Raw genomic sequence first — 25,786 nt, forward strand, 5'->3', positions numbered from 1 at the left:
GATGCAAAGATTGGACAAGGAAAAAGGAGTTTCAAGATGATACGATTATCCAGAATGGGAATAAGAAATTTAGCTGCAAATGAAACCGTTTATGCAAGAGGCTTGCAGGATTACAAACAAAGCCATGTGGTGAATGCCACTTGGTCTAATTCTAAACAGCAATATCGTATTACAGTCAAGGATAATTTCGAATATTTGGTTACAATTCGTGTTTTTGAAGATGGGTCATTTGAACATAATTGTAATTGTTCAGAGCATCTAAAGGAAGAGGGAGCATGCAGGCACGTGGTTACTGCACTGTTTTTTGTATTAAATTATGTGGAACGTTCTCTGATGGAAGAACCGGATAATCCTGCTGAAAAAACGGTATATCAGATCCTTGGTTATTTCAGTAATCAGGAAGAAAGCGTAATGCAGGGAGAAACTTACCATATAAAGGTATCTTTATCTATTCCCACTATCTTACGTCCTGAAACCGGTTCTGCGATCCTTTCGCTGAGAGTGGGAAATCATCATTATTATAAAGTACAATCTATAAAAAAATTTCTAACAGACTTCTATAACCATGAAAATGTTATGTTAGGAAAAGAGTTTAAATTTATTCACGGAGAGAGTAAATTTGATAAACAATCTAAAAAAGTTTTGGATTATATTCTGCAAATATATGAAATCCAGGAAGCAATCGATAAATTGTTTTATTCAAAACTATTTGCTAAAGCCAATATCATTTTAACCAAAAATATGTTATTTCGTCTATTGGATATAATGGAAGAGAGTACATTCGATCTGGAATTATACGGAAAGGAATATGAAGATGTTATCTATACCGCAGCCAATCCAAAGATAGAGTATGATTTATCTTTAATCGATGACGGAATTGTGATGGATTATCATGGTAAATACAGTGTAGTTCCCATAACTGAGGCAGGTGAACTTCTTTTTTATAATAGTTGTATCTATAAACCGACAAAGAGGTTTTTAGGAAATTATCTGCCTTTTTATAATAATCTGGGTGCCAAAAAAGAACCTTTAATATTTAAGGGTTCTAATAAAAACAAGTTTTTGGAAACGGTACTCCCTAAAATAAGTGAAACAATGGAATTAACCGTACCCCAGGAAATTAAGGACAGATTTATTACTGAAGAATTAAAACCGGTCATTTATCTGGATAAAGTTAAAAATTACATTCAGGCGGAATTACGATACCGGTATGGAGAACATGAATTTAATGCTTTTGAGAATGCACCCTCTGATAATTTTATTATAATCCGCCAGCCTCATAAAGAAGACTATTATATTGATCGACTGGAGAGAATTGGGTTCCAGCCAAAGCAACATGGCTTTATTATGCGTAACGAAGATGAAATTTATGATTTTTTAATCAATCACATTCATGAACTGGCGAAAGAATGTGAATTATATTATTCTGATTCCTTTAAGAAAATTAATATAAAATCACCGGGTAGTTTTAAGGCAGGATTAAGGGTAAGCAACGGTCTTGACCTATTAGAAATGGACTTAAATTATGATGAAGTACCAAAAGAAGAGTTAAAAGATTTATTTAAATCCTATCGTATGAAGAAAAAATACTACCGATTAAAAAACGGCAGTTTTATTAATCTGGAAGAAGAAAATATTAAAGAAGTCTGGGATATATTAAGTTACCTGGGAGTTTCCGGCAAAGAATTAAATAATGAAACGATCGGTTTATCTAAAAATAAAGCTCTTTATCTTAATAATGTATTCCAGGAAAAACATCTCGAAGTGGAGAAAGATGAGGATTTTTCACAATTAGTGGAAAAAATCTTAAATCCGAATATTACGGAATATAATATTCCCGATGGTATCCAGGCCGATCTTCGAGGATATCAGGTCACTGGTTATAAATGGCTTCGTACCTTATCAGATAATAACCTCGGCGGAATTCTGGCAGATGATATGGGATTAGGTAAAACATTACAGACAATTGTATATATAGCTGCGATTAAAAAAATAATTCAATCCGCCAGATTTTTAATTGTTTGTCCTTCTTCCCTGATTTATAACTGGCAGGACGAACTGGAGAATTTTGCACCTGCTCTTACCTCATATGTTGTTACAGGGACTCCAAAAGAGCGTAAAGAATTAATTGAAACAGAAGAGAATATTGATATTCTAATTACTTCTTATCCTTTAATGCGCCGGGATATAAATTTATATCAAAAGCTGCGTTTTCACACAGTATTTATAGATGAAGCCCAATATATTAAGAATGCAGATTCGCTTAATGCAAAATCCGTCAAATTATTGGAGGCAGATCATAGGTATGCACTTACAGGAACCCCAATTGAAAATTCCTTATCCGAGCTATGGTCAATTTTCGATTTTATTATGCCGGAGTATTTATTTAGCCATACTAAATTTGTGAATCAATATGAAAAGCCTATTATGAGATCGGAAGAGGGGGTATTAGAAGATTTAAACAGGCGGATTCTACCCTTTATCCTGCGTCGTATGAAAAAAGATGTATTACAGGAATTACCGGATAAAGTAGAAACTAAAATGCTGAATGATATGGTTGAAGAACAGAAAAAAGTATATCTTTCCTATGTTGAAAGTGCGAAAACCGAATTGGATAATGAAATTAAAGAAAATGGATTGGAAAAGAGTAAACTTAAGATACTTGCAGTTTTAACAAGATTACGCCAGATCTGCTGTCATCCGGGTACCTTTATAGAGAACTATAACGGCGGAAGCGGTAAGTTAGAACTACTAATGGAAATCATTACGGATGCGATTGCCAATGAACACCGTATCTTGGTATTCTCTCAATTTACCTCCATGTTATCCATAATTGAAAAGGAATTAAAAGCCAAAAATATCCCAGGCTTTTATCTGGAGGGTTCTACCAAAATGCAGGATCGGAACGATTATGTGAAGCGGTTTAACCTGGGGGAAGGAAAGGTATTTTTAATTTCATTAAAAGCCGGCGGAACGGGACTGAATCTGGTTGGCGCAGATACGGTAATTCATTACGACCCCTGGTGGAACCCTGCAGTGGAAGATCAGGCTACGGACCGTGCTTACCGAATCGGCCAGGTTAATTCAGTTCATGTTATTAAATTAATCACTAAGGGAACCATAGAAGAGAAGATATACAAACTTCAAATCAAGAAAAAGAACTTATCGGATTCTGTAATTCAATCCCAGGAAGTATTTATTAATTCGCTGACGAAAGAAGAGTTGGAGGATATTTTCGGATAAGGATATTCTGTCTGCTAAATTTGTTTCAATGGTTAATCAGAAATCTAAAATAGATAAAGACAAGCCGTATATGGTAAGCAACCATATGCGGCTTGTTAATTTTGGGTTTCATAATTTGGATATATAATAACCAAAAACAGATCATATTTAATAATTACTAACGAAAGATTATTCTTCCGACTCCTGATTTGTCTCAAAATGATTGTTGTAATATTCCTCTACTAAAAGATCTAAATAGGATTCGTTCATTTCACCAAATTGTGCAGTAATCATTTCTTTCATTTTCTCAAGCTTATGGAAGAAACGGATTTCTGCGGTATCACTGGGATCGGTCAGAGCATCCAGTTGTTCAGCTGTTATATTCCGGCTTAGCCAGTCATTAATAGACTGCGTCACATTATTTTCAGCATCAATTTCTTTTTCTATTTTTTGTGCTTTTGCATATGAGGAAATACCAACATATAAAAACGCAATAAATAAAGCACCCATTACGATATAAGGCATCGGTCCGGCAAAGATATGGATGATTCCAACGGCATTTAATATAAGAACGGCAATACCTAAAATGGATACCACTACAAATGTGGAAGCAGAGGATTTGTAATCCCTATATTGCTCTTCTTTTTTAACATAAACGGTTGAAGGCGCTATTGGCTTAGGTTGCCTGCTATCCACAATATTTTTCAACTCATCTTCACTGAACATGGATTGATATTTCGAATCCGATTGTTCATGAACGGAAGTTTTATCATCCGGATATTCATTTTCGTCAAACTCATCATCGTAACTGTCGTCCAGATCCTCATCTAAAAATTCTTCGTCCTCGTATGCTTCTTCAATTTCAAGCTCAGAGTCAGTTTCGCTTTCCTCCATCTGATGATTATGATTACCCTGTAAAGAGGAGAGTGCATTATCAGATTCCACAGAATAAAAAGCATTATAAAGTTTAGTAACCTGTTTTACTGATTTTTCGTCAATTGTAACGATCCATTGTTGTTTCTCCTCATTAAAGCCACAAGTAGCAGATTCAACGTTTGAGTAGTGAAGAAATTCAACAAATTTTTTAGCAAATAATTCTTTCTCCGTTTCCATGAAAGATATCATAGCTGGTTCTTCCGGTAAATTTTCGACCAATTCTGTACCACAGTCAGCGCAAACTGTTATACCATCCACGTATTCCTCTTTACAATTAGGACACCAAGGCATTTTAATCACTCCTATTCAAGGTTAATTTATTTTAAAACAATGATATGCTTTTTTGCCTTTTCTTACAAGTAAACATCCGTCTGCGTCAAAATCATTGCTTGTAAATACTTTATCAAATTCAGTAATTTTAACATCATTAACGGTAACACCACCCTGCACAATATTTCTTCTTGCATCAGAACGGGATATTGCCATTTTGCTGTCCACTAACAGAGTAATTAAATCAATTCCCACATCAAACTGTTCTGCGGAATAAGTAGTAGTAGGAATATCTTCCGACTTCATACCACCGCTAAATAAAGCTTTGGAAGCTTCCATTGCTTTTTTTGCTTCTTCTTCACCGTGTACGATTTTAGTGATTTCAAAAGCAAGTACATCTTTCGCGTAATTGATTTCGGCATCTTTTAAAGCGCCTAACCTTCTTACTTCATCCATAGGCAGGAAAGTCAGAAGCCCGAGACATTCTTCCACTTTAACATCTTCAATATTTCTCCAGTACTGATAGAATTCGTAAGGTGAAGTTTTATCAGGATCCAGCCACACGGCACCTTTCATGGATTTACCCATCTTAATTCCTTCACTGGTGGTCAATAACTTAAAGGTTAAACCGAAAGCTGGTTTTTGTTCCTTTTTACGGATTAAATCTACACCCCCTAAGATATTGGACCACTGGTCATTACCGCCTAACTGTAAGGAACAGCCGTAAAGCTGGTTTAATTTCAAAAAGTCGTAAGACTGCATAATCATATAGTTAAATTCAAAGAAAGTAAGTCCTTTTTCCATTCTTTGTTTATAACATTCCGCAGTAAGCATTTTATTAACAGAAAAATGAACACCTACATCTCTTAGAAAATCTACATAATTTAAATTCAACAGCCAATCCGCATTATTTGCAATAATAGCTTTATCATTATCAAAATCGATGAATCTTGAAAGCTGTTTGTGAAAACAATCTGCATTATGCTGGATTGTTTCTTTCGTCATGATGGTTCTCATATCGGATTTACCGGTAGGATCTCCAATCATGGTTGTCCCGCCGCCAAGTAATGCGATTGGTTTATGACCTGCTTTCTGCATATGCATCATAGCCATAACAGTTAAAAAATGACCGGCGGTTAAACTATCGGCAGTTGCATCAAAACCTATATAAAAGGTAACTTTTTCCTTCCCTAATAATTCCCTGATTTCTTTTTCGTGGGTTGTTTGCTCGATAAATCCACGTTCCAATAAAATATCATATACATTGGTTGACATTTTATATTCCTCCTTCAATAAGTTATTTTTCATTATAAATGATATTTTCCTATTTTTCAACGTTTTTGATGGATTTCACCGGGACTTGCATAGGTTGTAACTCTTTTTAGAACAATATATAGTATTCCGGTATCAATGGGGAGCATAAGGATTGCTTTTAAGAGACGCATGGGCAGCAAAATGAGAAATGCTTTTCCATATAAAATGGATAGCCATGTAGTTGTAAGAATTAAGTCAACAAAGATAACAACCGTTAATTTAGCCCAAAATACTCTTTGGATACTGACTGGTTTCTTATAAAGATAGAAACCATAAATGAAACCCGATAGAATTGAACTTACGGTGAAACCCGGGAAAAAAGGGCCTGTCGGTTTAATCAGGTAATTTAAGATATCACAAGTACCGCCCAATATACCGGCAATAACCGGACCATAAAGCATACCGGCAATTCCTATAGTGAGAAAGGAAAAACCTATTTTAATAAATTCACCGATGGTAATCGTGAAAAAACCGATTACCGTATTCATAGCCGCGAGCATGGCTGATATAGCCAAATTATGTACTTTCCGCAATTCTTTTGACGATTCTTTGAAAGAATAAATAAAATTATGCATAATATACCTCCTTTTTCTTATATTTAGCTGTCGTAAAATATTGTTACTACTAGAAGGTATAATGCCTATCACGTAGCAGCGGGATGCGAATTTTGCACCGCAAGGAAACTTTTCGTTCATCGGACAACTCCCCGTTCCGTTGACACTTAACGCACAAAATCCTACTCTGCTATCAGTATTTTAGACCTATTTACTATACCAGAACTGGCATATTTTATCAAGAACTCACTTTAAAGCAATTATTGTTAAGCAGTTTCAGGTTTGATTTTAAAGGATCAGAGATTAAAAACCGGTTCAACTTTGAATCTCTGATTCCAGTGACTTATAGATTCCTAAAATATTAAATATGTTAGACATATAATGGAACAAGTCATGAATATATTTTAGTGTGAGAAAAATAAATAAAATACTATAACAGCGTTGCTTTAAGGCGGGTGCCCGTTGAAAATAATGATAGGAGGATAAATATGGACAATCAAGAGCATATGAGAGCTCTATCCAGGGATGAATATATAAGAATGGCAAGAGAGAGCTGTAACAGAAATGCAGGTTATAACAGCAGTAATTCCAAAAACCATGGAACAAATAAAAATAAGGGTTATTTGAATTCAGAAAAATTCAGAACCTGGGACCAGGCTGCTCCTGTGAGCAGACATAACCTTAGTGAAGACGGTCTAAATATGACAGCCGTCAATATAAAATCCTTATTAATCCGTACTATATGTGCGTTGATTTTATTTTTAACAGTTTTTATATTTGATAAATTTGATCTGAAAGTTAATACTTTTAATACCAAATACATACAGGATATGGTTACCTCCAATCAGAGCATAAATCAGGCAGAAGATTATTTTGTATCATTATTCGAGAAGTTTGTGAAAAAGGAAGAATAAATCGTTCTTATTTATAAATTGTATTTTCTATTATTATAAGTTATAATAATAAATAATGGTGGTTCATAGCCGCTGCTGTACAAAACACATTGATTTACATAATTATATTATGTTAACCAATGTGTTTTTCTAAGAAATAGATACTAAGGTTGAAAGAAATTCACTTCAATCTCAAAATGGAGGTAAAAATGAAAAAATTAGCACTATCCGATGAAATCTTATTAACTGTTGATAAGCCTGCCAGATATATCGGCAATGAGATCAATATGTCTATAAAAGATTTGAACAAGATAGATATACGTTTTTGTATGTGTTTTCCGGATGTTTATGAAATAGGTATGTCCCATCTTGGAATCCAGATATTATACGATATGTTTAACCGGAGAGAAGATACGTATTGCGAAAGAGTATATTCTCCCTGGGTTGATTTAGATAAAATATTAAGAGAAAAGCAGATTCCGCTGTTTGCATTAGAATCACAGGACCCTATTAAAAATTTCGATTTTTTAGGGATTACCTTACAGTATGAAATGTGTTATACAAATATACTGCAGATACTTGAATTATCCCAGATTCCTATCTATGCAAAAGACAGGGGAGAGGATGACCCAATTGTATTAGGCGGAGGACCATGTACCTATAATCCCGAACCGGTTGCCGATTTCTTTGATTTCTTTTATATCGGTGAGGGTGAGACTGTGTATGACCAGATATTAGATGCGTATAAGGAAAACAAGAAAAATGGCGGCAGCCGTAAGGACTATCTGGAAAAAGTAGCAGAAATAGAAGGTGTTTATGTTCCGTCCTTTTATGAAGTGGAATATAACGAAGATAACACAATTAAAACATTTTATAAAACTAATGGACATGCTAAGGATAAAATCCGTAAACAGGTTGAAATGAGCCTTAGTGACACTTTTTATCCCAGAAAACCTCTGGTGCCATATATTAAGGTAACCCAGGACAGGGTAGTATTAGAGATTCAAAGAGGCTGTATCAGAGGCTGCCGTTTCTGTCAGGCAGGTATGATTTATAGACCCATAAGGGAGCGGGATGTGGCATTTTTAAAAGACTATGCTTATCAGATGTTAAAAGCTACGGGACATGAAGAGATTTCCCTTAGTTCTTTAAGTTCAAGCGATTATTCTGCCCTTCAGGAATTAGTATATTATTTAATTGAGGAATTTAGCTCCAAAGGCGTTAATATTTCTTTGCCATCGCTTAGGATCGATGCTTTTGCATTAGATGTTATGAGTAAAGTTCAGGATGTAAGGAAAAGCAGTTTAACCTTTGCTCCGGAAGCCGGTTCCCAGAGGCTCCGAGACGTTATCAATAAGGGATTAACGGAAGAGAATATACTAAGTGGTGCAATGGATGCTTTTCAGAGTGGATGGAACCGTGTTAAGTTATATTTTATGCTTGGATTACCTACAGAGACGGAAGCAGATATAGAGGGAATCGCTGTCCTTTCTGATAAAATAGCAAGAGAATATTATACGATTCCTAAGGATCAGCGAAACGGCAAAGTCAGTATTGTTGCAAGTACTTCCTATTTTGTTCCCAAACCATTCACCCCATTCCAATGGACCAGAATGGATACGCCTGAAGAATATATAACGAAACAGCGTTTCTTACGGGGTAAAATCAATGATCAATTGAACCGTAAAAGTATTAAATATAATTGGCATGAGGCGGAAGTCAGCATTTTGGAAGGAGTATTTGCAAGAGGTGACCGTAAGCTAAGTAAAGTTATCCATGATGCGTATAAAAACGGTTGTCTTTATGATTCCTGGTCAGAGTATTTTAAATATGATGTTTGGATGAGAGCATTTGATGATAATAATATTGATATACCTTTTTATACCAGCAGGGAAAGAGATAAAGAGGAAACCTTACCTTGGGATTTTATAGATGTGGGTGTCACAAAGGAATTTTTATGGCGGGAATACAACAGAGGAATTCAGGAAAAGGTAACACCAAACTGCAGAAAGGCCTGTGCCGACTGCGGTGCTAAGGTATTTAACGGCGGAGTCTGTTATGAAGAAAAAGGACAGGAGGTTACTGCATAATGAAAGTTCGTATCAAGTTTAGTAAATCAGGTCCTTTAAAATTTATCGGTCATCTGGATGTCATGCGTTATTTCCAAAAAGCTTTTCGCAGAGCCGAACTAGACGTAGAATATTCCCAGGGCTACAGCCCCCATCAATTAATGTCGTTTGCGGCACCTTTAGGTGTCGGTTTAACCAGCGACGGAGAATATCTGGATGTTTCCATGCTTTCTTGTGATTCTCCGGAGCTGATGGTAAAAAAAATTAATGAAGTTATGAATGAAAATATCCAAATTGTGGATTACAAAATCTTACCCGATAACAGCAAAAATGCCATGTCCATCGTTGCAGGTGCAGATTACCTGCTTTCTTTAAAGGATGGTTATGAATTTATGGACAAAGCAGTATTTGAACAGAAATTTAGCGAGTTTTTTAAGCAGGATAATATAGCAATAACCAAGAGATCAAAAAAAAGTGAAAATATAGTAGATATAAAACCAATGATATATCATATTGCTTTTGAGGGGGATATCTTCCGGGAACGTATTGGTTATGTGAAAGAAACAAAATTAATACAAACAGTTGCGGAAACTTATGAGAACAATATTAAGGTATATATGCAGCTGGCTACAGGCAGTGTCAATAATCTGAAACCAGAATTAGTTATGGAAGCATTTTGTAATTATGCGGAAGTGGAATTTAAACCATTTGCTTTTCAGGTTCACCGGTTAGAAGTATATGCAGATCTTAGCGATGAAAATAATAGAAAACTTATTCCATTAGATCGTTTCGGGAGTCACAATGAATCATAAATTAATTATAACAAAACTGGATAATCATATTGTATCTGCAGTATTTGCGGAAAATGACATGCTCCAGGTTAATCTGGATAAAACGGATAAACAAAGTATATTAGGTAATATCTATAACGGTAAAGTCAAGAATATCGTAAAAAATATAAATGCTGCTTTTGTCGAAATTATGGATGGAAGAATGTGTTATTTAGCAATAGAAGAAAACCCCAAACCGATCTATGCTAAACCAAAGAAAACGGACCGAATTGTAATAGGGGATGAAATTCTTGTACAGATATCCAAAGAAGATGTGAAAACGAAAGCTCCGGTGGTTACGACAAATTTAAATTTTACAGGAAAATATGTAGTTTTAATCCATGGGAAATCTACTTTGGGAGTATCATCAAAAATTGACGATGAGAACGAACGGAAACGTCTCAAAGAAATTATGAAACCCTTTAGACAGGAGACCTATGGTTTTATTATTCGAACGAATGCAGTTTATAAACCGGCAGAACAGATACAGGAAGAAGTTACAGAATTAATCAGGCAATATGAAGAAATAAAAGAATTCGGTATTCATAAATCGGCTTTTTCACTAATTTATGAGACACCTCCTGGCTTTATATGCGATATTCGGGATGGGTTTGCAGATAAAATCAATGAAATACAAACAGATAAACAGGAAATTTATGATAATATTTATTCCTATTTAAAAAGTTATCAAAAAGAAGATCTGCCTAAACTTAAATTTTATGAAGATAAACTAATTACCCTTGGTAATCTTTACGGTATTCGTACTAAACTGGATAATGCATTACGGGAAAAGGTCTGGTTAAAGTCCGGAGGAACTATAATCATACAACCGACGGAGGCATTAACTGTAATTGATGTAAATACCGGTAAAGCAATCAGCGGTAAAAAGAAAGCGCAGGACACCTTTTTAAAGATAAATATGGAGGCTGCCACAGAGATTGCAAAGCAAATCAGGCTGCGGAATCTTTCGGGAATTATAATAATTGATTTTATCGATATGGAGGAACCGGACTATAAGAACCGCTTAATGAAAGAATTAGAAGAATTATTTAAAAATGACCCAATCAAAACAACATTAGTTGATATGACGGCCCTTAATCTGGTAGAGGTAACCAGAAAAAAGGTAAGAAAACCTCTGTATGAGCAATTATAATTTATAAATAAGGATAGTGATTCATATGATAAAGACAAATGTAATGCGTTTGTTAGATCAGGCAAAGATCAGTTATAAAACATTGGAATATGAAGTGGACGAAAATGATCTTTCAGGGGAACATGTTGCAAAACAAATCGGTTATCCTGTAGAACAGGTCTTTAAGACCTTAGTAGCAAGAGGAGAGAAAAAGGGTATTCTTGTATACTGCATACCGGTAAATACCGAGCTGAATTTGAAAAAAGCAGCGGCAGCAGTAGGTGATAAAAGAATTGAGATGATTCACGTTAAGGATTTATTAGGGCTTACCGGTTATATTAGAGGTGGATGTTCTCCAATCGGTATGAAGAAAAAATACCCCGCCTTTATTGATGAGACTGCAATCCTTTTTGATGAAATAACCGTTAGTGCAGGAATCCGGGGTTGTCAGATTATTATCAACCCGGAACAGTTAATAGAATATATCAATGCCAATCTTTTTGATTTAACGGATTGATATATTCTACACAGTAATTTTAACTAACCCCATATTCGCTAACACAAAATAAAACCTATCTGATAGGATTTAAATTTAAAATCTTCCCAAATAGGATTTCATATTTAATTTTTATCCAGTTCTTAACAATATAAATGGAACGATTCACCATTTTAATTCGTCTAATTAACACAAAGAGAATTAATTTAAGGAGGATTGTTTATGAAAAAGGAAAAGTTTTACTTTATCAATGTGTTTTTAATATTGATTTTAATCGTTATCAGCCTAGCCGGGTGTTCCGGTAAAAAAGCAAATCTGGAAATCACCGATTACACTGCCGGTACAAATGTTTCAGGAGGTCAAGCGAATGGTGCCAATACGATTGTATCAGAAAGTCAGGTTTATAACCAGGATATGGATTCATCTATAGCTGGCAGTAAAACTGACGGTAATACGGGATTTACCGGCACAGACGGAGTGGAAGCTAAAATTCAGGTGGATGTATATGGACTGGGAACCTGGACTGAAGAAAAAAATTATGGCTATCCAAACTATAGTGCAGAAGAATACAATTCAATTGTAGAAAACGATTATGTATCTGTTTTAAATAATCCTTTATCTACTTTCTCAGTTGATGTGGATACGGCTTCTTACAGTAATATCAGAAGGATGATCTATGGAAACCAACCAATCGATCCCAATGCGGTAAGATTAGAGGAAATGATTAATTATTTTAAATATAATTATAAAGAACCGGAGTCAGGAAACCCATTTTCTGTTAATACTGAATTATCCGATTGTCCCTGGAATGAAAATGCGAAACTTTTGTTAATCGGTTTGAAAGCAAAAGAGATTGATATGAAAGAACGTCCAAGTTCCAATATTGTATTTTTACTGGATGTTTCCGGTTCCATGGATGAAGGAAATAAACTGCCTCTTATGCAGAAGGCATTTATTATGCTGACGGAAAATCTGAATGAAAAGGACCGTATATCCATTGTTACCTATGCTGGAGAAGAACAGGTAGTCCTTAAAGGGGCAAGAGGAGATGAAACGATGAAAATATCCTCTGCGATCGAAGATCTGACGGCAGGCGGGAGTACGGCCGGTTCAGCCGGAATCGAAAGTGCTTATGATTTGGCGGAAGAATATTATATCAAGGGTGGTAATAACCGGGTTATATTAGCAACGGATGGTGATTTAAATGTAGGTATTACCAGTGAAGAAGACCTCACCAGATTAATAGAAGAGAAGCGGAAAAACGGCGTATTTCTGTCCGTCCTGGGATTTGGAACGGATAATATAAAGGATAATAAAATGGAAGCCTTAGCGGATAACGGTAACGGAAATTACTCTTATATTGATTCTCTTCTGGAGGCGAAAAAAGTTTTAGTAGAAGAAATGGGAGGAACCTTATTTACTATAGCCAAGGATGTAAAACTTCAGGTGGAATTCAATCCGGAACAAATAAAAGGTTACCGATTGATAGGTTATGAAAACCGTTTATTGAATACGGAAGATTTTGAAGATGATACGAAAGATGCCGGCGAGATAGGGGCCGGACACCGTGTAACTGCTTTGTATGAGCTTCTTACTGCAGATTCTGTACAGAAGTTACCGGAAACCAGGTTAAAATATCAAAAGAAAGAAGAATTACCGGACTTTACAAACAGCAAAGAGTGGCTTACCATTAATATACGGTATAAAGATCCGGATAAAAATAAGAGTAAACTCATGTCTGTGCCAGTAGATGGCGGCATTTATACAAAATCTCTGCCGGATAATCTTGCTTTCGCAAGTTCTGTTGCTTCCTTTGGAATGTTATTAAGGGACAGTAAATGGAAAGGCAGTTCTTCTTATGATATGATTTTAGATAACTTAAACAAAGCAGATACGTCTTCTGATGAATATAAAGACGAATTTGTATCCCTGGTAAAAAAAATGAAACGATATAATACGGATTCCATGAATCCTAATCTTGACGGAATCGATTAATAATCGAGAAGAAACTGTATTGTTTCAGTAATCTGCTTGAAACCTTAATTTACCTTATTAAAATTGCGGAGATATAACTATGAGTTTATCTTCATTACCCAATATAAAAAGCCTGTATATGCCGTAAAAGACTGGAACTCTTGTTTTAGTCTTTTACAGCATATAAACAGGCTTTTTGTTTCTTAGCACTTATAATCAAAATAAATTATATCAGTGCAAATTAATATATATCATTATTTCATTATAAGAATCCGGCTATTTCAAATTTTTATATTATTAATAAAGGCCTCAATATCTTCTTTTTTACCACGAACAGATCCTTGTACCATTTCTTTGGAACCACCGCCTTTTCCACCAAAGGTCTCATTAAGACTTTTGCCTAAAGGACGTACATCCATTGTTTTAGAGGCAAGTACATATTTGTATTCCTGATCATCCGTAGTTGTAAATACTGCACAAATTCCCTTACAAAACTCTAAGAGCAGATTCCCATAAGTTCTTAAAGAAGCGGATGCCACATCCTTATCAAAAACACAGATAGAATCAGTACCAGTCTGAAACGCAGCAGCTTTATATGCTAATATCTGGTTTTGTACATTTAATAACTGGCCTTTTAAGGTTTGATTTTCATTTTTTAAGTTTTTTACGGCATCTTTAACTTCATCCGGTTTCGCTGATAATATAACGGATATATCCGTTACACTTTTTTCTTTTTTGTTATAATCTTTGAGTGAGCGGATTCCGCTAAGCATACTGATTCTGACTCCACCTTTATATTTCTGGTAAGAGGTTATCTTAATGCCTCCTATTTCGCCGGTTAAAGCTACATGGGGTGCACAGCAGGCACAGATATCATAACCTGGAATTGTTACGATACGAATATTACCGGAAAGCTCTTTTTTGCTTCGGTAATCCAGTTCTTTTAATTCCTGGGAGCTAGGATAAGTTACCTTGATCGGAACATTCTCATATACGGCCAGATTTGCTTTTAACTCTATATTCCTAATGTCTTCTTCGGTTAGGTTCCCATTAAAATCAATGGTGACCACTTCACTGCCTAAATGAAAGCCTACATTATCATAGCCAAAATATTTATGAATTAAACCGGAAATAATATGTTCCGCCGTATGATGCTGCATTAAATCAAAACGCCTGTCCCAGTTTATCTCTCCGGAAACTGTTTCACCTATGGAGAGAGGAGCTTCCATGATATGATAGATGATTCCGTCATCTTCCTGTACATCTATAACGATAATACCATTTATATTGCCGGTATCGGAGGGTTGTCCGCCTCCTTCCGGGAAAAAAGCCGTAACATCTAACGTAACAATATAACTTGGTTTATCCGGCTGTTCTTCTTTTAGCTGCTTTACACAGGTTAAAACAGTAGCCTGAAATGTTTTTATATAACTGTCTTGATTATATAATTGAATGGTTGGTTCACTCATTAAAATCATCCTTTCTTATATCTATACTATTCTGTCAGCAGTCTGACTTCTGCAAAAAATACATTGAATGCTGCTGATTTGATTTATTTAATTTACCAAGTATTATAATACAGTGAAAGCTCAATGGCAACTATCGAATAAGGAAAGAAGTAAATTGCAGTTACAGTGCCTGGAATGCATATAAAATTAATCAGATTTCTGCCGGAGGAAATCATTATTATAAAATATTCAGCAGAAAAAATCAGGTTTGTATCGTTAAATATACTATAAGTGCCCAATTTAGTTCTCCTGTATTAAGAAAATATATCAGCAATCCCGATATTTTTATCTGTGTAACTTATGTCTTGTTTTTAATAATCTGGGTATTCTACCTGTCATCCGGATTTAGAAGACTTTTTCAAAGGGAAATGAATCAACTCATTGAGATTGCAAAAGAAGTGAAAAAGCAAAATTTGAATTTTCAGATTCAGCCATCCCGTATACAGGAAATTAATATAGTTATGGATTCTTTAAATCAAATGAAGAACTGCCTGCAAGATTCATTGGAAAAACAGTGGAATATGGAGCAGTCAAGAAAAACACAGGTATCTGCTTAAGCACATGATTTTTAACTCATCTCGAAAAAGAGGCAAAGAATCTGGGTTATAAGAGACTTAAGCTGGAGACAAGATTAATTAATAAAAATGCGGTTCTGTTTTATGAAGCCATGGGTTATAAACGGATAGAGAATTATGGTAAATATACGGAGAATAAAGAAGCAGTCTGTTTCGAAAAATGTATTGACAAATAATGTCTTATATGCTAATATACATTAGTGTGCCGCACAACGAGGTTCTAAAATTCTGTGTTTTTATAAATAACAGATACCATAGTTGGCGAGTAATGATAATAGGAGGTGCCATATGTACGCAATTATAGCAACAGGTGGTAAACAGTACAAAGTAGCCGAAGGCGATATCATTAAAGTAGAAAAGCTTGGTGTAGAAGCTGGTTCAACTGTTTCATTTGATCAAGTTCTTGTAGTAAACAAGGGTGAATTAGTAGTAGGAAATCCTACTGTAGCTAATGCAACCGTTACAGCAACCGTTGTTGAAGAAGGTAAAAACAAAAAGGTTATCGTTTACAGATACAAGAGAAAAACCGGATATCACAAGAAAAACGGTCATAGACAGCCATATACTAAGGTTAAGATTGAAAAAATCAATGCATAATAACTAATACAGGTAAATGATATGATTAAAATATCTATTTATAAAAATGCAGAGAGTAAAATTATTGGTTTTCGGTGTCTAGGACATGCAGGGTTTGCCAAAAGCGGACAGGATATTGTATGTGCTGCAGTATCGGTACTGGTAATTAATACTGTGAATTCTATAGAACATTTTACTTCAGATACCTTTGATTTAAAGGAAGATGAGAATAAAGGCGAGATAGATTTCAAGATTGTTTCAAAACCTAGTAAGGAGTCAAGTTTATTATTAAACTCTTTATTTCTTGGTTTACAAGGAATCAAAGAGGATTATGGTCAGGAATATATTAAGTTGATTTAGCAGAATTGATAATCAATTCTGTAGCCAAACATTCAAGGAGGTGTAGGTTATGTTAAAGATGAACCTTCAATTTTTCGCTCATAAAAAGGGTGTTGGTTCTACTAAGAACGGTAGAGACTCCGAATCCAAAAGATTAGGTGCGAAAAGAGCTGACGGACAATTCGTTTTAGCTGGTAATATACTTTACAGACAACGTGGTACTAAAATTCATCCAGGCAATAACGTTGGACGTGGCGGAGATGATACATTATTCGCATTAGTAGACGGTGTTGTTCGTTTCGAAAGAAAAGGCAGAGACAAGAAACAAGCTTCTGTTTATCCAGTAGAAGCTAAATAATATGAGATGATTATGAACCCCAAATTCTTGATTAAATCATGAATATGGGGTTCATTTTTAGTTATATTAATAAATAATAACAGGTTGCAGATATTACATGAAACGTATTTTTTCTTGTAATTTTTGCTAATTCCGATTATAATAAAACACATGAAAAAGAGGTGATATATCATGTTTGCAGATAGTGCTAAAATATATATACGTTCCGGAAAAGGCGGTGACGGACATGTAAGTTTCCGCAGGGAAATATATGTACCTGCCGGCGGACCGGACGGAGGTGACGGCGGTAGAGGTGGAGATTTAATTTTTGAAGTGGATGAAGGTTTAAATACATTATCAGATTTCCGTTTTGTAAAAAAATTCAGTGCCGAGGATGGCGAAAACGGCGGTAAAAAACGCTGTCACGGTAAGGATGGCGAAGATTTAGTTATTAAAGTTCCGGAGGGTACCGTAATTAAAGATACCGAAACCGGTAAAGTGATAGCCGATATGTCCCATGATAACCGGAGAGAAGTTATTTTAAGAGGCGGCAACGGTGGAAAAGGCAATCAACATTATGCAACGCCTACCATGCAAGTACCTAAATATGCTCAACCTGGACAATCCGGTAAGGAATTATATGTAACATTAGAGTTAAAAGTAATTGCAGATGTTGGTTTGGTTGGATTTCCTAATGTGGGTAAATCAACACTTTTATCCAGGGTAACCAATGCAAGACCGAAAATCGCAAACTATCATTTTACAACCCTGAATCCCAATTTAGGTGTGGTAGATTTAGATGGTGGTGACGGATTTGTAATGGCAGATATCCCGGGATTAATTGAGGGTGCTTCGGAGGGCATTGGTTTAGGCCATGAATTTTTAAAGCATATTGAACGTACCAAAGTTATTATTCATATGGTAGATGCAGCATCTACAGAAGGAAGAGATCCGATAGAGGATATTAATACTATTAATGCAGAGTTAGAAGCTTATAATGAAGATTTGTCACATCGACCACAGGTCATAGCGGCAAATAAACTGGATGTCCTTTATGGTGAAGAGGAAGAACAGGCGGTTCTTAAGTTAAAAAATGAATTTGAACCAAAAGGAATTAAGGTGTTTCCTATATCGGCAGTCAGTGGGAAAGGAGTCAAGGAACTTCTTTATTATGTCAAAGAACTATTAGATTCTATTGATACGGCGCCTATTGTCTTTGAACGGGAATTCTTCCCCGAGGAACTTAATTTCTCCAATGAGCCATATACGGTAGTGAAGGAAGAAGAACATCTTTTTGCTGTAGAAGGACCAAGAATAGAACGTATGCTTGGTTATACCAACTTAGACTCAGAAAAAGGATTTGAATTCTTCCAGCGTTTCTTAAAGGAAAGCGGAATTCTGGATGAACTGGAAGCCCAAAATATTCAGGAAGGCGATACGGTAAGAATGTACGGTCTTCATTTTGATTATTATAAGTAAAAGAATAAGGAGATTGAATAATGACAAGTAAGCAAAGAGCTTATTTAAAAGGATTAGCAATGAAAATTGATCCGATATATCAGGTAGGAAAGTCAAGTCTGACACCTGAAATTACAAAAGGGTTAGATGAAGCATTAGAAGCCAGGGAATTAATAAAAATAAATGTATTAAAAAATTGCCTGGATGACCCGGGTGAAATAGCGCAGATTATAGCTGAGCGAACCCATTCTGAAGTAGTACAAGTCATAGGCAAAAAAATTGTTTTATATCGAGAATCAAAAGAAAAAAAGAAAATTGAACTTCCCATTGAAAAAAAGAAGAAGTAATATTTGATTGATACGAAAGGAAAGCCTAATGAGTAAAATAGGAATTATGGGTGGAACCTTTAATCCAATTCATTTCGCCCATTTGATATTGGCTGAAAATGCATATGATGAATGTAAACTGGATAAGGTACTTTTTATGCCATCCAAAAAGCCGCCTCATAAGCTTCATGAGAGTATCGTAAAGGATGAGCACCGGGTACAGATGATAGATCTGGCTATAAAAGATAATCCTCATTTTGAATTATCCTCTTTAGAACTGGAACGGGAAGGCATAACGTATACAGCCGATACTTTGGCAGAATTAAATGCAAAATATCCTCAGGATGAATTTTATTTTATAATGGGGGCGGATTCTTTATTTCAGATAGAGGATTGGTGGCATCCGCAGAATATATTTAGTCTGGCTAATATTGTAGCAGCTGTCAGAGACCATGCGACTAGACGAGAATTGGACAAGCAGGTTAACTATTTAACAAATAAATATGAGGCAAAAATTCATTTATTAAATACTCCTAATATGGATATTTCCTCTAAAATGCTCCGGCAAAATATTAGGGTAAATAAATCCATACGGTATTATGTTCCTGAACTGGTAGTTCAATATATTACGGATCATAACCTGTACGTTGGAGTGGAGGGTAATAATGGATTATGATATATTAACTTTGCAGAAGAGTTTAACGAAGATTATGACTGAGAAGAGGTTTTATCATTCTCTGGGCGTTCAAGGTATGAGTTTCGCATTAGCTATAAAATACGGTTATGATATGGACAAAGCTAATTTAGCCGGTTTACTGCATGATTGTGCGAAAGATATGAAAGATGAGAAATTAATCTCTGAATGCAGAAAGTACAATCTGCCGATTCGTGAAGTGGAAAACCGTAATGGATTTTTGCTGCATGGGAAACTGGGTGCTTATTATGCAGAACATAAATATGGTATTACAGACACAGAAATCCTTTCTGCAATTTATTATCACACAACCGGCAAACCGGAGATGACACCATTGGAAATGATAATTTTCGTATCCGATTATATTGAGCCAAACCGTTCTTCAAAACGGATACCTGCATTAAATTCCATAAGACAAACTGCATTTATTGATTTAAACAAAGCCACAGTTGAGATACTCGAAAATACTCTTTTGTATTTAGAAAAAACAGGTCAGGAAATAGACCAATTAACAGTAGATGCATATGAATATTATAGAAACAGAGTATAGAATTTATGATATTGAAAGGAGATTTAAATGGATAAAATTTCGAAAGAGATAGCAAGAATTACTTACAATGCATTAGATGAAAAAAAAGCAGAAGATATTAAAGTAATAGAAATAGGTGATATAACCGTAATTGCCGATTATTTTATCATTGCCAATGGTACCAACTCCTCACAGGTACAGGCATTAGTGGATAATGTACAACAGGTTCTTTCAAAACATGGATTTGAACCCAAAAGGATTGAGGGTGTTCGTTCAGCAAGCTGGATTCTGTTGGATTATGGTGATGTTGTAGTTCATATATTTTCTAAAGAAGACCGTTTGTTCTATGATCTGGAAAGAATCTGGAGAGATGGAAAAGTAGTTGAAAAAGAGCAGCTGGAAGATTAAAAGAGTCTGTTTATCCAATGCTAGTGTATTTTACACTGCTGCCTATAGGTTTTCAAAAAGCCCTGACCGGTAAATGGAGTAATTCTCCAAACTGGTTCAGGGCTTTTTCTATACTGGCAGTAAAACGAAATATTGGCCGGTAATCGATATTATTTACTTGACATTATAATTATATGTATTGTACCCAGCAGTACTATTGAAACATACGGAATAAACCGATTACTTTACCCAATATATTTAATTCCGGTACGATAATCGGGTCCATGGTATCATTCTCGGGTTGTAATCGATAATATCCATTTTCTTTATAAAAAGTCTTAACGGTAACCGAATCCTCAATAAGAGCAACTACAATATCTCCGTTGGAGGCAGTGGACTGTCTTTGTACAAGAATTTTATCACCGTCAAATATACCCACATTAATCATACTTTCACCTTTTACTTTTAACATAAAGGTTTCTTCGTTGGGCATATATTCTGTTGGAATGGGGAAATAACCATCCAGATTCTCAACCGCTAATATCGGCTGTCCGGCGGTAATCGTTCCAACAATCGGCACATTCACAATCTCTCGTCTGGTTATATTAAATCCATCGTCAATAATCTCAATTGCCCTGGGTTTTGACGGATCACGTCTGATATATCCGTTTTTCTCAAGTGTTTCTAAGTGGGAATGCACGGAAGAAGTTGATTTTAATTTAACTGCCTCACATATTTCTCGTACAGCAGGCGGATAACCTCTGTTCACAATTTGTGATTTTAGATATTCTAAGATTTCTCTTTGTTTTGCACTTATCTTACCATAACTCATATAGTAACCTCCTAATTATTTAAATGATATCGAATTATCGAAAATCAGATATGGTCATTCATAGAATACTCATTAATTTATCCCATTATAACATAGATATTGATGAAATGCAAAACTTATGTTCGCTAATTTAATAAAATTTTCCGTAATTGGTATTGACAAACAAATGTTTGGTTTGTATAATTACAAATATAGAAACATTTGTTCGTATCATATGTTCGATATATCTATTTTAAGGAGGGTATTTCTATGACTTACAGAAATTTTTATGAAATCAGGAAAATGACATCATTTTCAGCGAATTTAATAACATTTATAGAGAAAAAAAGAGCTATGATTTTAATTGGTTTACTGATAACTTGCAGTATAATACTTTCCTTAAGTATTATATCCACAAAAGTTACAGCAGAGCGTGCTGTAGATCGTGAAAAATACGTTACCAGTGTAAAGATAGAAAAAGGAGATTCCTTGTGGAGTATAGCAAGTAAGTATATTACTGAAGAATATGCTGATATGAATTCTTATATAGATGAGATTAAGTATAGTAATGGTTTAACTTCGGAAGTGATTCATGAAGGACGTTATATTATCGTTCCTTACTATGCGGTGAAGAGGTAATTATAGAATAAACAAATACATATTTTTTATTAAAGCGGGTTGTCAAGAAGCATTTATTTTTAAGCGGCCCGCTTTAACTATATCATTTTATCAACTGTTATGTTATACTTTTTAGAAAAATGTGGTTAAAATGCGGTTCTAATAAAAGAGGAGGGTTGCTAACATGAAACTAGTGATACATGATTTAGAAAGCCAGGATTTTGAGAAGTTTTTTCCGAATATAAGCAATGAAGTTACTGTTATTTCGCCAAATGCTCCGATACATAATTGCATCGGCTGTTTTGGGTGTTGGGTCAAAACACCTGGAGCCTGTATTATCAGGGATTCCTATGGTGATATGGGTGTTTTATTGTCTAAAAGTGAAGAAGTAATTATTATCAGTAAATGCCGTTATGGTTGTTATAGCCCTTTTATTAAGAATATTTTAGATAGAAGCATCTCTTATATTCATCCATATTTTACTTTACGCAACAATGAGATGCACCACAAAAGCCGTTATAATAACAGGTTAAATCTGACCGTATATTTTTATGGACCGGATATAACCAGCTCTGAACAAAAAACAGCAGAGAAGTTAGTCACAGGTAATGGAATTAACCTGAATACGCATAAATCAACAGTTCGATTTTTCAAAAAGTTAGATGAAATGGAGGGAATCAAACTATGAAAATAGCCTTAATAAATGGAAGTCCTAAAATTAATAACAGCGCATCCAGATATTTGCTTAGTGAAATTAAAAATTTAATTAAAGACATCAGACGGGATTTAAATGAAACATTTGATAAAAATTTTGAAATAAAGGAATTTAACATACACAAACCAGAAATCGATGAAAAAGAATTGAAACAACTTTATCAATGTAATATATTAATTTTTGCTTTCCCTCTTTATGTAGATTCCATTCCGTCCCATCTTCTTAATGTGCTGACAATATTAGAGAATTATTATAGTTTAAATGGCGGGAAGAATACTATTGTATATACGCTTGTTAACAGTGGCTTTTATGAGGGCAACCAAAATAAAATCGCAATAGAAATTATGCAGAACTGGACATATAAATCAAGACTTACCTGGGGACAGGGGATTGGTATAGGTTCAGGTGGAATGCTGTTATCCTTAACAAATATTCCGTCAGGACGAGGACCGAAGAAAAATTTAAGCAGAGCTTTGGAAAGTTTTACAAAAGAGATTCTGTCTAATCAATCCGAAACGATCCCAACCTCGAATAAAACAACAGATAATCTATACATTAATATGAATATTCCACGATTCGCCTATATCCAGGCAGCTCATTTCGGCTTTAGAATGTCAGCCAAAGAAAATGGGTTAAAACGAAGAGACTTGTTTAAAAGAATGTAGATTTGGAGGGTATCAATTTGATAGAGATTGAGAAAGAAAAACGATATAAGATAGAATATTTATTTAAGAACGCGCATGATACGGTGATTCTAACCTGCCTGCAAGGACATATGGGAAGAGCATTTACCGATGATTTGCAAAACCCGACCTGTGCAATGATTCAAGGAGGCGACTTTTGTTTCCTTAACGGTGATATAACCAAAGAATCGACAAATGAGCTTATTAGCCAGATTCTAAATTTAATCGAGCGTCCGTTAGCATTTGTTATTACGGATAATCGTGATATAGGTGATAGAATAGAACAAATCTTTGGTGAAAATTGCAAAAAAATCAAGCGATACAGCATTAAGAAAAAGAAAGATGAATTTAATTTAGAATACCTTAGAGCTATTGTTGATCAATTGCCAAACGAATATACTTTATCACCTATCAATGAAACGTGGTATGACGAAGCACTACGTGAAACCTGGTCAAAAGACTTTGTGTCTAACTTTTTATCCAGGGAAGATTATTTAAATAGAGGTATTGGCAGGGTTATTACATATAATGGTAAAATAATAAGCGGTGCTTCTTCCTATACCATTTATAATGATGGTATCGAGATTGAAATAGGAACCCGTGAAGAATTCAGAAATAAAGGGCTTGCCCAGATTGTCGGGGCAGCATTGATTCTTGCCTGTCGGGAAAAAGGCTTATATCCAAGCTGGGATGCCGCTAATTTGACATCGGTCCATCTTGCGGAAAGATTAGGATATGAATATGATAAACCTTATGATACCTATATGCTAAGAAGAGCAGTAGAACAATAAAGCTAATTTGATTGTAAATTAATTACTGCAGTAATCGTAATTATAAATTTTTATCAGATTCTAGGGCTTAACAGAAGAATCTCGCATTTAACATGAATATAATAGATTAATATTAGATAACTGATTCTTAATCAGGGAAAAAATATGAAATTTATAATAGATAACACTATGGATATGAAACGATTCAGAATCAATATTAATCGGAATATTTTATAATAGAACATAGGAATGAAATTCTGAATTTATATAAAAAGCTTATAAAAAGTATTGCAGAAACCAATTTACACCTATCTCTTATAAGATGATGTTTACTGTATTTTATATTGCACCAGATAAATGTTCTTTTGCAGTAAATAAGCTGCATAAATTTACCTAAAATTTATGGAAAGGTTATGGTGTATTATGAAAGTGTTGTTATTAACGGATGAAGTGTGGAATGATACTGTTGATAAAAATAATATTCTCTCAAACTGGTTTACTGATTCAGCTTTTGAACTTGCCAATATATATTTAGCACCTGGATCACCGGATAATAAGTGCTGCAGCAAATACTTTCAGATAACTGATAAGATGATGTTAAAAAGCTTACTTACAAAACAAAAAGCAGGTGTCCAGTTTTCTACATTCGATAAGGCGCAGGATAAAAATAAAATTAAAACAATAAAAAAAGGAAACAAAAAGTATTCCAGACCTCATGTAAAATCTGCTTCTGCAGAATCTATCCGGTTTTTTAATGATATTGTCTGGCAAAGGGGTAGATTTAATAAAATCAGTCTTACTTCCTTTATTCAGGATTTTAATCCTGATATTATATTCAGTTTGCGGCAGGCTTCCAGAAAAATGCTGAATTTAGAAAGAGTAATAACAAGCCTTACGGATAAACCGATCGTAGCCTATTCAGGAGATGATGAGTATATATTGGATCAATTTAAACTTTCTCCGCTTTATTGGCTGCGGAGGTATAATCTCAGAAAAGATCTTAGAGAAAATATGAAGCTTTATAGTAAATATTATACTCTCTCGGAGAAACAAGCAGATTTATATAAGAATATATTCAAAGTTGATACCGACGTTTTAAGGAAAAGCGGCGAGTTTAAGGATGATTTCAACATTAAGGAAGTACATTTTCCAGTTAAGTTAGTTTATGCAGGCAGTTTAAGTAATAATCGGTGGAAGACATTATTGCAGGTTAAAAAGGCTCTTGAGAAAATGAATAAAAATACAACCAGAATGACATTAAGTATTTATGTTACGGACAAAATCTCAAGACATCAAAAAAGACTGTTAGACGACGGTGTACAAACTTTTATTAAGCCACCGGTTGCAGCAGAAAGTTTAACAAAGGTATATAAAAATGCCGATATTATTCTCCACCTAGAAGCATTTGACAGAAAAAACAGGAAGCAAAAAAAATTTTATTTCTCTGATAAAATAGTTGATTGTCTGGCGAGTAACTGCTGTACTTTGGCAATCTGCCCTGTTGATAATCCGGGTTATGAATATCTGAATAAAAAAGATGCTGCCGTGTGTATAGAAAATACCAGACGAATCTACAGTGCATTGAAAAAATTATATCTTCAACATGCTATGTTGTATGAATATCAGAAAAAAGCATGGGAATGCGGTGTTTACAATCATAAGAAATCAGTGATTCAGGATAAACTATATAAGGACTTTAAAAATATTGTTGATACAAAGGTCTGAAAGATATTCAGGAAGTAACGGAAATTATGATACTCAAATTGAATC

26 protein-coding genes, 1 pseudogene and 1 riboswitch are annotated in these 25,786 nt (G+C 34.8%); of the genes and pseudogenes, 22 read left to right on the forward strand and 5 right to left on the reverse strand.

The features are described 5' to 3' along the window. Nucleotides 1-36 precede the first annotated feature (36 nt). Complete coding sequence (locus tag RBU59_RS01120; protein ID WP_308146045.1) at nt 37-3,243, forward strand: DEAD/DEAH box helicase; 3,207 nt, start codon at nt 37-39, stop codon at nt 3,241-3,243. A gap of 168 nt (nt 3,244-3,411) precedes the next feature. On the opposite strand, the gene RBU59_RS01125 is transcribed toward RBU59_RS01120, so the two are convergent. From RBU59_RS01125 to RBU59_RS01135, 3 genes are read right to left on the reverse strand one after another with little or no spacing between them, the layout of a single operon-like run. Beyond that, nucleotides 3,412-4,449 (reverse strand): hypothetical protein, encoded by a 1,038-nt coding sequence (locus tag RBU59_RS01125; protein WP_308146046.1) that lies wholly within the window; start codon nt 4,447-4,449, stop codon nt 3,412-3,414. A gap of 21 nt (nt 4,450-4,470) precedes the next feature. Next, nucleotides 4,471-5,703, reverse strand: coding sequence for a tyrosine--tRNA ligase (gene tyrS / locus RBU59_RS01130; RefSeq protein WP_308146047.1), 1,233 nt, complete (start codon nt 5,701-5,703; stop codon nt 4,471-4,473). A gap of 56 nt (nt 5,704-5,759) precedes the next feature. Further along, nucleotides 5,760-6,317: a folate family ECF transporter S component gene (locus RBU59_RS01135; RefSeq protein WP_308146048.1), complete on the reverse strand. Its 558-nt coding sequence runs from the start codon at nt 6,315-6,317 to the stop codon at nt 5,760-5,762. A 74-nt stretch (nt 6,318-6,391) separates the two neighbouring features. Next, nucleotides 6,392-6,488, reverse strand: a riboswitch (THF riboswitch). 296 nt (nt 6,489-6,784) lie between these two features. Here RBU59_RS01135 and RBU59_RS01140 point away from each other — a divergent pair. The 6 genes from RBU59_RS01140 to RBU59_RS01165 all read left to right on the forward strand — a co-directional run bounded on the left by RBU59_RS01140 (nt 6,785) and on the right by RBU59_RS01165 (nt 13,711). Next, nucleotides 6,785-7,210, forward strand: coding sequence for a hypothetical protein (locus tag RBU59_RS01140; RefSeq protein ID WP_308146049.1), 426 nt, complete (start codon nt 6,785-6,787; stop codon nt 7,208-7,210). A gap of 188 nt (nt 7,211-7,398) precedes the next feature. Further along, on the forward strand, nt 7,399-9,279 hold the full coding sequence (locus tag RBU59_RS01145) for a TIGR03960 family B12-binding radical SAM protein (protein ID WP_308146050.1): 1,881 nt from the start codon (nt 7,399-7,401) through the stop codon (nt 9,277-9,279). Continuing rightward, nucleotides 9,279-10,070 carry a TIGR03936 family radical SAM-associated protein gene (locus RBU59_RS01150; RefSeq protein ID WP_308146051.1) on the forward strand — a complete coding sequence of 264 codons (792 nt, stop codon included), beginning with the start codon at nt 9,279-9,281 and terminating at the stop codon, nt 10,068-10,070. The genes RBU59_RS01145 and RBU59_RS01150 overlap by 1 nt, the downstream gene beginning before the upstream one ends. Next, on the forward strand, nt 10,060-11,241 hold the full coding sequence (locus tag RBU59_RS01155) for a ribonuclease E/G (protein WP_308146052.1): 1,182 nt from the start codon (nt 10,060-10,062) through the stop codon (nt 11,239-11,241). The genes RBU59_RS01150 and RBU59_RS01155 overlap by 11 nt, the downstream gene beginning before the upstream one ends. Before the next feature lie 25 nt (nt 11,242-11,266). Continuing rightward, nucleotides 11,267-11,737 carry a Cys-tRNA(Pro) deacylase gene (ybaK, locus tag RBU59_RS01160; RefSeq protein WP_308146053.1) on the forward strand — a complete coding sequence of 157 codons (471 nt, stop codon included), beginning with the start codon at nt 11,267-11,269 and terminating at the stop codon, nt 11,735-11,737. Nucleotides 11,738-11,938: 201 nt separating this feature from the next. Beyond that, nucleotides 11,939-13,711, forward strand: a complete 1,773-nt coding sequence (locus RBU59_RS01165; RefSeq protein ID WP_308146054.1) for a vWA domain-containing protein — start codon at nt 11,939-11,941, stop codon at nt 13,709-13,711. Nucleotides 13,712-13,971: 260 nt separating this feature from the next. Here the strand turns inward: RBU59_RS01165 and RBU59_RS01170 are convergent, their stop codons facing one another. Next, nucleotides 13,972-15,159 (reverse strand): alanyl-tRNA editing protein, encoded by a 1,188-nt coding sequence (locus RBU59_RS01170; protein ID WP_308146055.1) that lies wholly within the window; start codon nt 15,157-15,159, stop codon nt 13,972-13,974. Between the two features lie 407 nt (nt 15,160-15,566). Here RBU59_RS01170 and RBU59_RS01175 point away from each other — a divergent pair, with 407 nt between their 5' ends. The 10 genes and pseudogenes from RBU59_RS01175 (at nt 15,567) to rsfS (ending at nt 20,440) form a co-directional block, all read left to right on the forward strand. Then, on the forward strand, nt 15,567-15,755 hold the full coding sequence (locus RBU59_RS01175) for a hypothetical protein (protein WP_308146056.1): 189 nt from the start codon (nt 15,567-15,569) through the stop codon (nt 15,753-15,755). Between the two features lie 23 nt (nt 15,756-15,778). Then, nucleotides 15,779-15,949 (forward strand): annotated as a pseudogene (locus RBU59_RS28720) (GNAT family N-acetyltransferase); the annotation flags it as partial. A 112-nt stretch (nt 15,950-16,061) separates the two neighbouring features. Then, a complete protein-coding gene (gene rplU, locus RBU59_RS01180; RefSeq protein WP_161839166.1) occupies nt 16,062-16,370 on the forward strand; it encodes a 50S ribosomal protein L21 in 309 nt (102 codons plus the stop codon). Between the two features lie 21 nt (nt 16,371-16,391). Beyond that, a complete protein-coding gene (locus RBU59_RS01185; RefSeq protein WP_308146057.1) occupies nt 16,392-16,709 on the forward strand; it encodes a ribosomal-processing cysteine protease Prp in 318 nt (105 codons plus the stop codon). A gap of 49 nt (nt 16,710-16,758) precedes the next feature. Then, a complete protein-coding gene (gene rpmA / locus RBU59_RS01190) occupies nt 16,759-17,046 on the forward strand; it encodes a 50S ribosomal protein L27 (protein ID WP_308146058.1) in 288 nt (95 codons plus the stop codon). Between the two features lie 171 nt (nt 17,047-17,217). Continuing rightward, nucleotides 17,218-18,504: a GTPase ObgE gene (obgE, locus tag RBU59_RS01195; protein ID WP_308146059.1), complete on the forward strand. Its 1,287-nt coding sequence runs from the start codon at nt 17,218-17,220 to the stop codon at nt 18,502-18,504. A gap of 20 nt (nt 18,505-18,524) precedes the next feature. Beyond that, on the forward strand, nt 18,525-18,830 hold the full coding sequence (yhbY, locus tag RBU59_RS01200) for a ribosome assembly RNA-binding protein YhbY (protein ID WP_308146060.1): 306 nt from the start codon (nt 18,525-18,527) through the stop codon (nt 18,828-18,830). Between the two features lie 28 nt (nt 18,831-18,858). Further along, complete coding sequence (gene nadD, locus RBU59_RS01205; RefSeq protein WP_308146061.1) at nt 18,859-19,485, forward strand: nicotinate-nucleotide adenylyltransferase; 627 nt, start codon at nt 18,859-18,861, stop codon at nt 19,483-19,485. Continuing rightward, a complete protein-coding gene (yqeK, locus tag RBU59_RS01210; protein ID WP_308146062.1) occupies nt 19,475-20,053 on the forward strand; it encodes a bis(5'-nucleosyl)-tetraphosphatase (symmetrical) YqeK in 579 nt (192 codons plus the stop codon). Before nadD ends, yqeK begins: the two co-directional genes overlap by 11 nt. Nucleotides 20,054-20,080: 27 nt before the next feature. Further along, nucleotides 20,081-20,440 carry a ribosome silencing factor gene (gene rsfS, locus RBU59_RS01215; protein WP_308146063.1) on the forward strand — a complete coding sequence of 120 codons (360 nt, stop codon included), beginning with the start codon at nt 20,081-20,083 and terminating at the stop codon, nt 20,438-20,440. A gap of 193 nt (nt 20,441-20,633) precedes the next feature. Here rsfS and lexA read toward each other — a convergent pair whose 3' ends face one another. Further along, on the reverse strand, nt 20,634-21,251 hold the full coding sequence (lexA, locus tag RBU59_RS01220) for a transcriptional repressor LexA (RefSeq protein WP_161839158.1): 618 nt from the start codon (nt 21,249-21,251) through the stop codon (nt 20,634-20,636). A 249-nt stretch (nt 21,252-21,500) separates the two neighbouring features. Here lexA and RBU59_RS01225 point away from each other — a divergent pair, with 249 nt between their 5' ends. The 5 genes from RBU59_RS01225 (at nt 21,501) to RBU59_RS01245 (ending at nt 25,741) form a co-directional block, all read left to right on the forward strand. Beyond that, nucleotides 21,501-21,869 (forward strand): LysM peptidoglycan-binding domain-containing protein, encoded by a 369-nt coding sequence (locus tag RBU59_RS01225; RefSeq protein ID WP_308146064.1) that lies wholly within the window; start codon nt 21,501-21,503, stop codon nt 21,867-21,869. A 163-nt stretch (nt 21,870-22,032) separates the two neighbouring features. Further along, entirely contained in the window at nt 22,033-22,536 is a 504-nt protein-coding gene (locus tag RBU59_RS01230) for a flavodoxin family protein (protein ID WP_308146065.1), read from the forward strand. Next, nucleotides 22,533-23,228: an NAD(P)H-dependent oxidoreductase gene (locus tag RBU59_RS01235; RefSeq protein ID WP_308146066.1), complete on the forward strand. Its 696-nt coding sequence runs from the start codon at nt 22,533-22,535 to the stop codon at nt 23,226-23,228. The genes RBU59_RS01230 and RBU59_RS01235 overlap by 4 nt, the downstream gene beginning before the upstream one ends. A 17-nt stretch (nt 23,229-23,245) precedes the next feature. Then, nucleotides 23,246-24,037 carry a GNAT family N-acetyltransferase gene (locus RBU59_RS01240; RefSeq protein ID WP_308146067.1) on the forward strand — a complete coding sequence of 264 codons (792 nt, stop codon included), beginning with the start codon at nt 23,246-23,248 and terminating at the stop codon, nt 24,035-24,037. A 402-nt stretch (nt 24,038-24,439) separates the two neighbouring features. Further along, the gene (locus tag RBU59_RS01245) at nt 24,440-25,741 is read left to right on the forward strand and encodes a hypothetical protein (RefSeq protein ID WP_308146068.1); all 1,302 of its coding nucleotides are present in this window, start codon (nt 24,440-24,442) and stop codon (nt 25,739-25,741) included. The last annotated feature ends 45 nt before the right edge of the window (nt 25,742-25,786 follow it).

It is taken from the genome of Anaerocolumna sp. MB42-C2 (assembly GCF_030913705.1).
GTDB lineage: Bacteria > Bacillota > Clostridia > Lachnospirales > Lachnospiraceae > Anaerocolumna.

Coding starts and splice junctions, on each gene's coding strand:
- RBU59_RS01120 (WP_308146045.1), top strand. CDS start 37: ATGATACGATTATCCAGAATGGGAATAAGAAATTTAGCTGCAAATGAA.
- RBU59_RS01125 (WP_308146046.1), bottom strand. CDS start 4,449: ATGCCTTGGTGTCCTAATTGTAAAGAGGAATACGTGGATGGTATAACA.
- tyrS (WP_308146047.1), bottom strand. CDS start 5,703: ATGTCAACCAATGTATATGATATTTTATTGGAACGTGGATTTATCGAG.
- RBU59_RS01135 (WP_308146048.1), bottom strand. CDS start 6,317: ATGCATAATTTTATTTATTCTTTCAAAGAATCGTCAAAAGAATTGCGG.
- RBU59_RS01140 (WP_308146049.1), top strand. CDS start 6,785: ATGGACAATCAAGAGCATATGAGAGCTCTATCCAGGGATGAATATATA.
- RBU59_RS01145 (WP_308146050.1), top strand. CDS start 7,399: ATGAAAAAATTAGCACTATCCGATGAAATCTTATTAACTGTTGATAAG.
- RBU59_RS01150 (WP_308146051.1), top strand. CDS start 9,279: ATGAAAGTTCGTATCAAGTTTAGTAAATCAGGTCCTTTAAAATTTATC.
- RBU59_RS01155 (WP_308146052.1), top strand. CDS start 10,060: ATGAATCATAAATTAATTATAACAAAACTGGATAATCATATTGTATCT.
- ybaK (WP_308146053.1), top strand. CDS start 11,267: ATGATAAAGACAAATGTAATGCGTTTGTTAGATCAGGCAAAGATCAGT.
- RBU59_RS01165 (WP_308146054.1), top strand. CDS start 11,939: ATGAAAAAGGAAAAGTTTTACTTTATCAATGTGTTTTTAATATTGATT.
- RBU59_RS01170 (WP_308146055.1), bottom strand. CDS start 15,159: ATGAGTGAACCAACCATTCAATTATATAATCAAGACAGTTATATAAAA.
- RBU59_RS01175 (WP_308146056.1), top strand. CDS start 15,567: ATGAATCAACTCATTGAGATTGCAAAAGAAGTGAAAAAGCAAAATTTG.
- rplU (WP_161839166.1), top strand. CDS start 16,062: ATGTACGCAATTATAGCAACAGGTGGTAAACAGTACAAAGTAGCCGAA.
- RBU59_RS01185 (WP_308146057.1), top strand. CDS start 16,392: ATGATTAAAATATCTATTTATAAAAATGCAGAGAGTAAAATTATTGGT.
- rpmA (WP_308146058.1), top strand. CDS start 16,759: ATGTTAAAGATGAACCTTCAATTTTTCGCTCATAAAAAGGGTGTTGGT.
- obgE (WP_308146059.1), top strand. CDS start 17,218: ATGTTTGCAGATAGTGCTAAAATATATATACGTTCCGGAAAAGGCGGT.
- yhbY (WP_308146060.1), top strand. CDS start 18,525: ATGACAAGTAAGCAAAGAGCTTATTTAAAAGGATTAGCAATGAAAATT.
- nadD (WP_308146061.1), top strand. CDS start 18,859: ATGAGTAAAATAGGAATTATGGGTGGAACCTTTAATCCAATTCATTTC.
- yqeK (WP_308146062.1), top strand. CDS start 19,475: ATGGATTATGATATATTAACTTTGCAGAAGAGTTTAACGAAGATTATG.
- rsfS (WP_308146063.1), top strand. CDS start 20,081: ATGGATAAAATTTCGAAAGAGATAGCAAGAATTACTTACAATGCATTA.
- lexA (WP_161839158.1), bottom strand. CDS start 21,251: ATGAGTTATGGTAAGATAAGTGCAAAACAAAGAGAAATCTTAGAATAT.
- RBU59_RS01225 (WP_308146064.1), top strand. CDS start 21,501: ATGACTTACAGAAATTTTTATGAAATCAGGAAAATGACATCATTTTCA.
- RBU59_RS01230 (WP_308146065.1), top strand. CDS start 22,033: ATGAAACTAGTGATACATGATTTAGAAAGCCAGGATTTTGAGAAGTTT.
- RBU59_RS01235 (WP_308146066.1), top strand. CDS start 22,533: ATGAAAATAGCCTTAATAAATGGAAGTCCTAAAATTAATAACAGCGCA.
- RBU59_RS01245 (WP_308146068.1), top strand. CDS start 24,440: ATGAAAGTGTTGTTATTAACGGATGAAGTGTGGAATGATACTGTTGAT.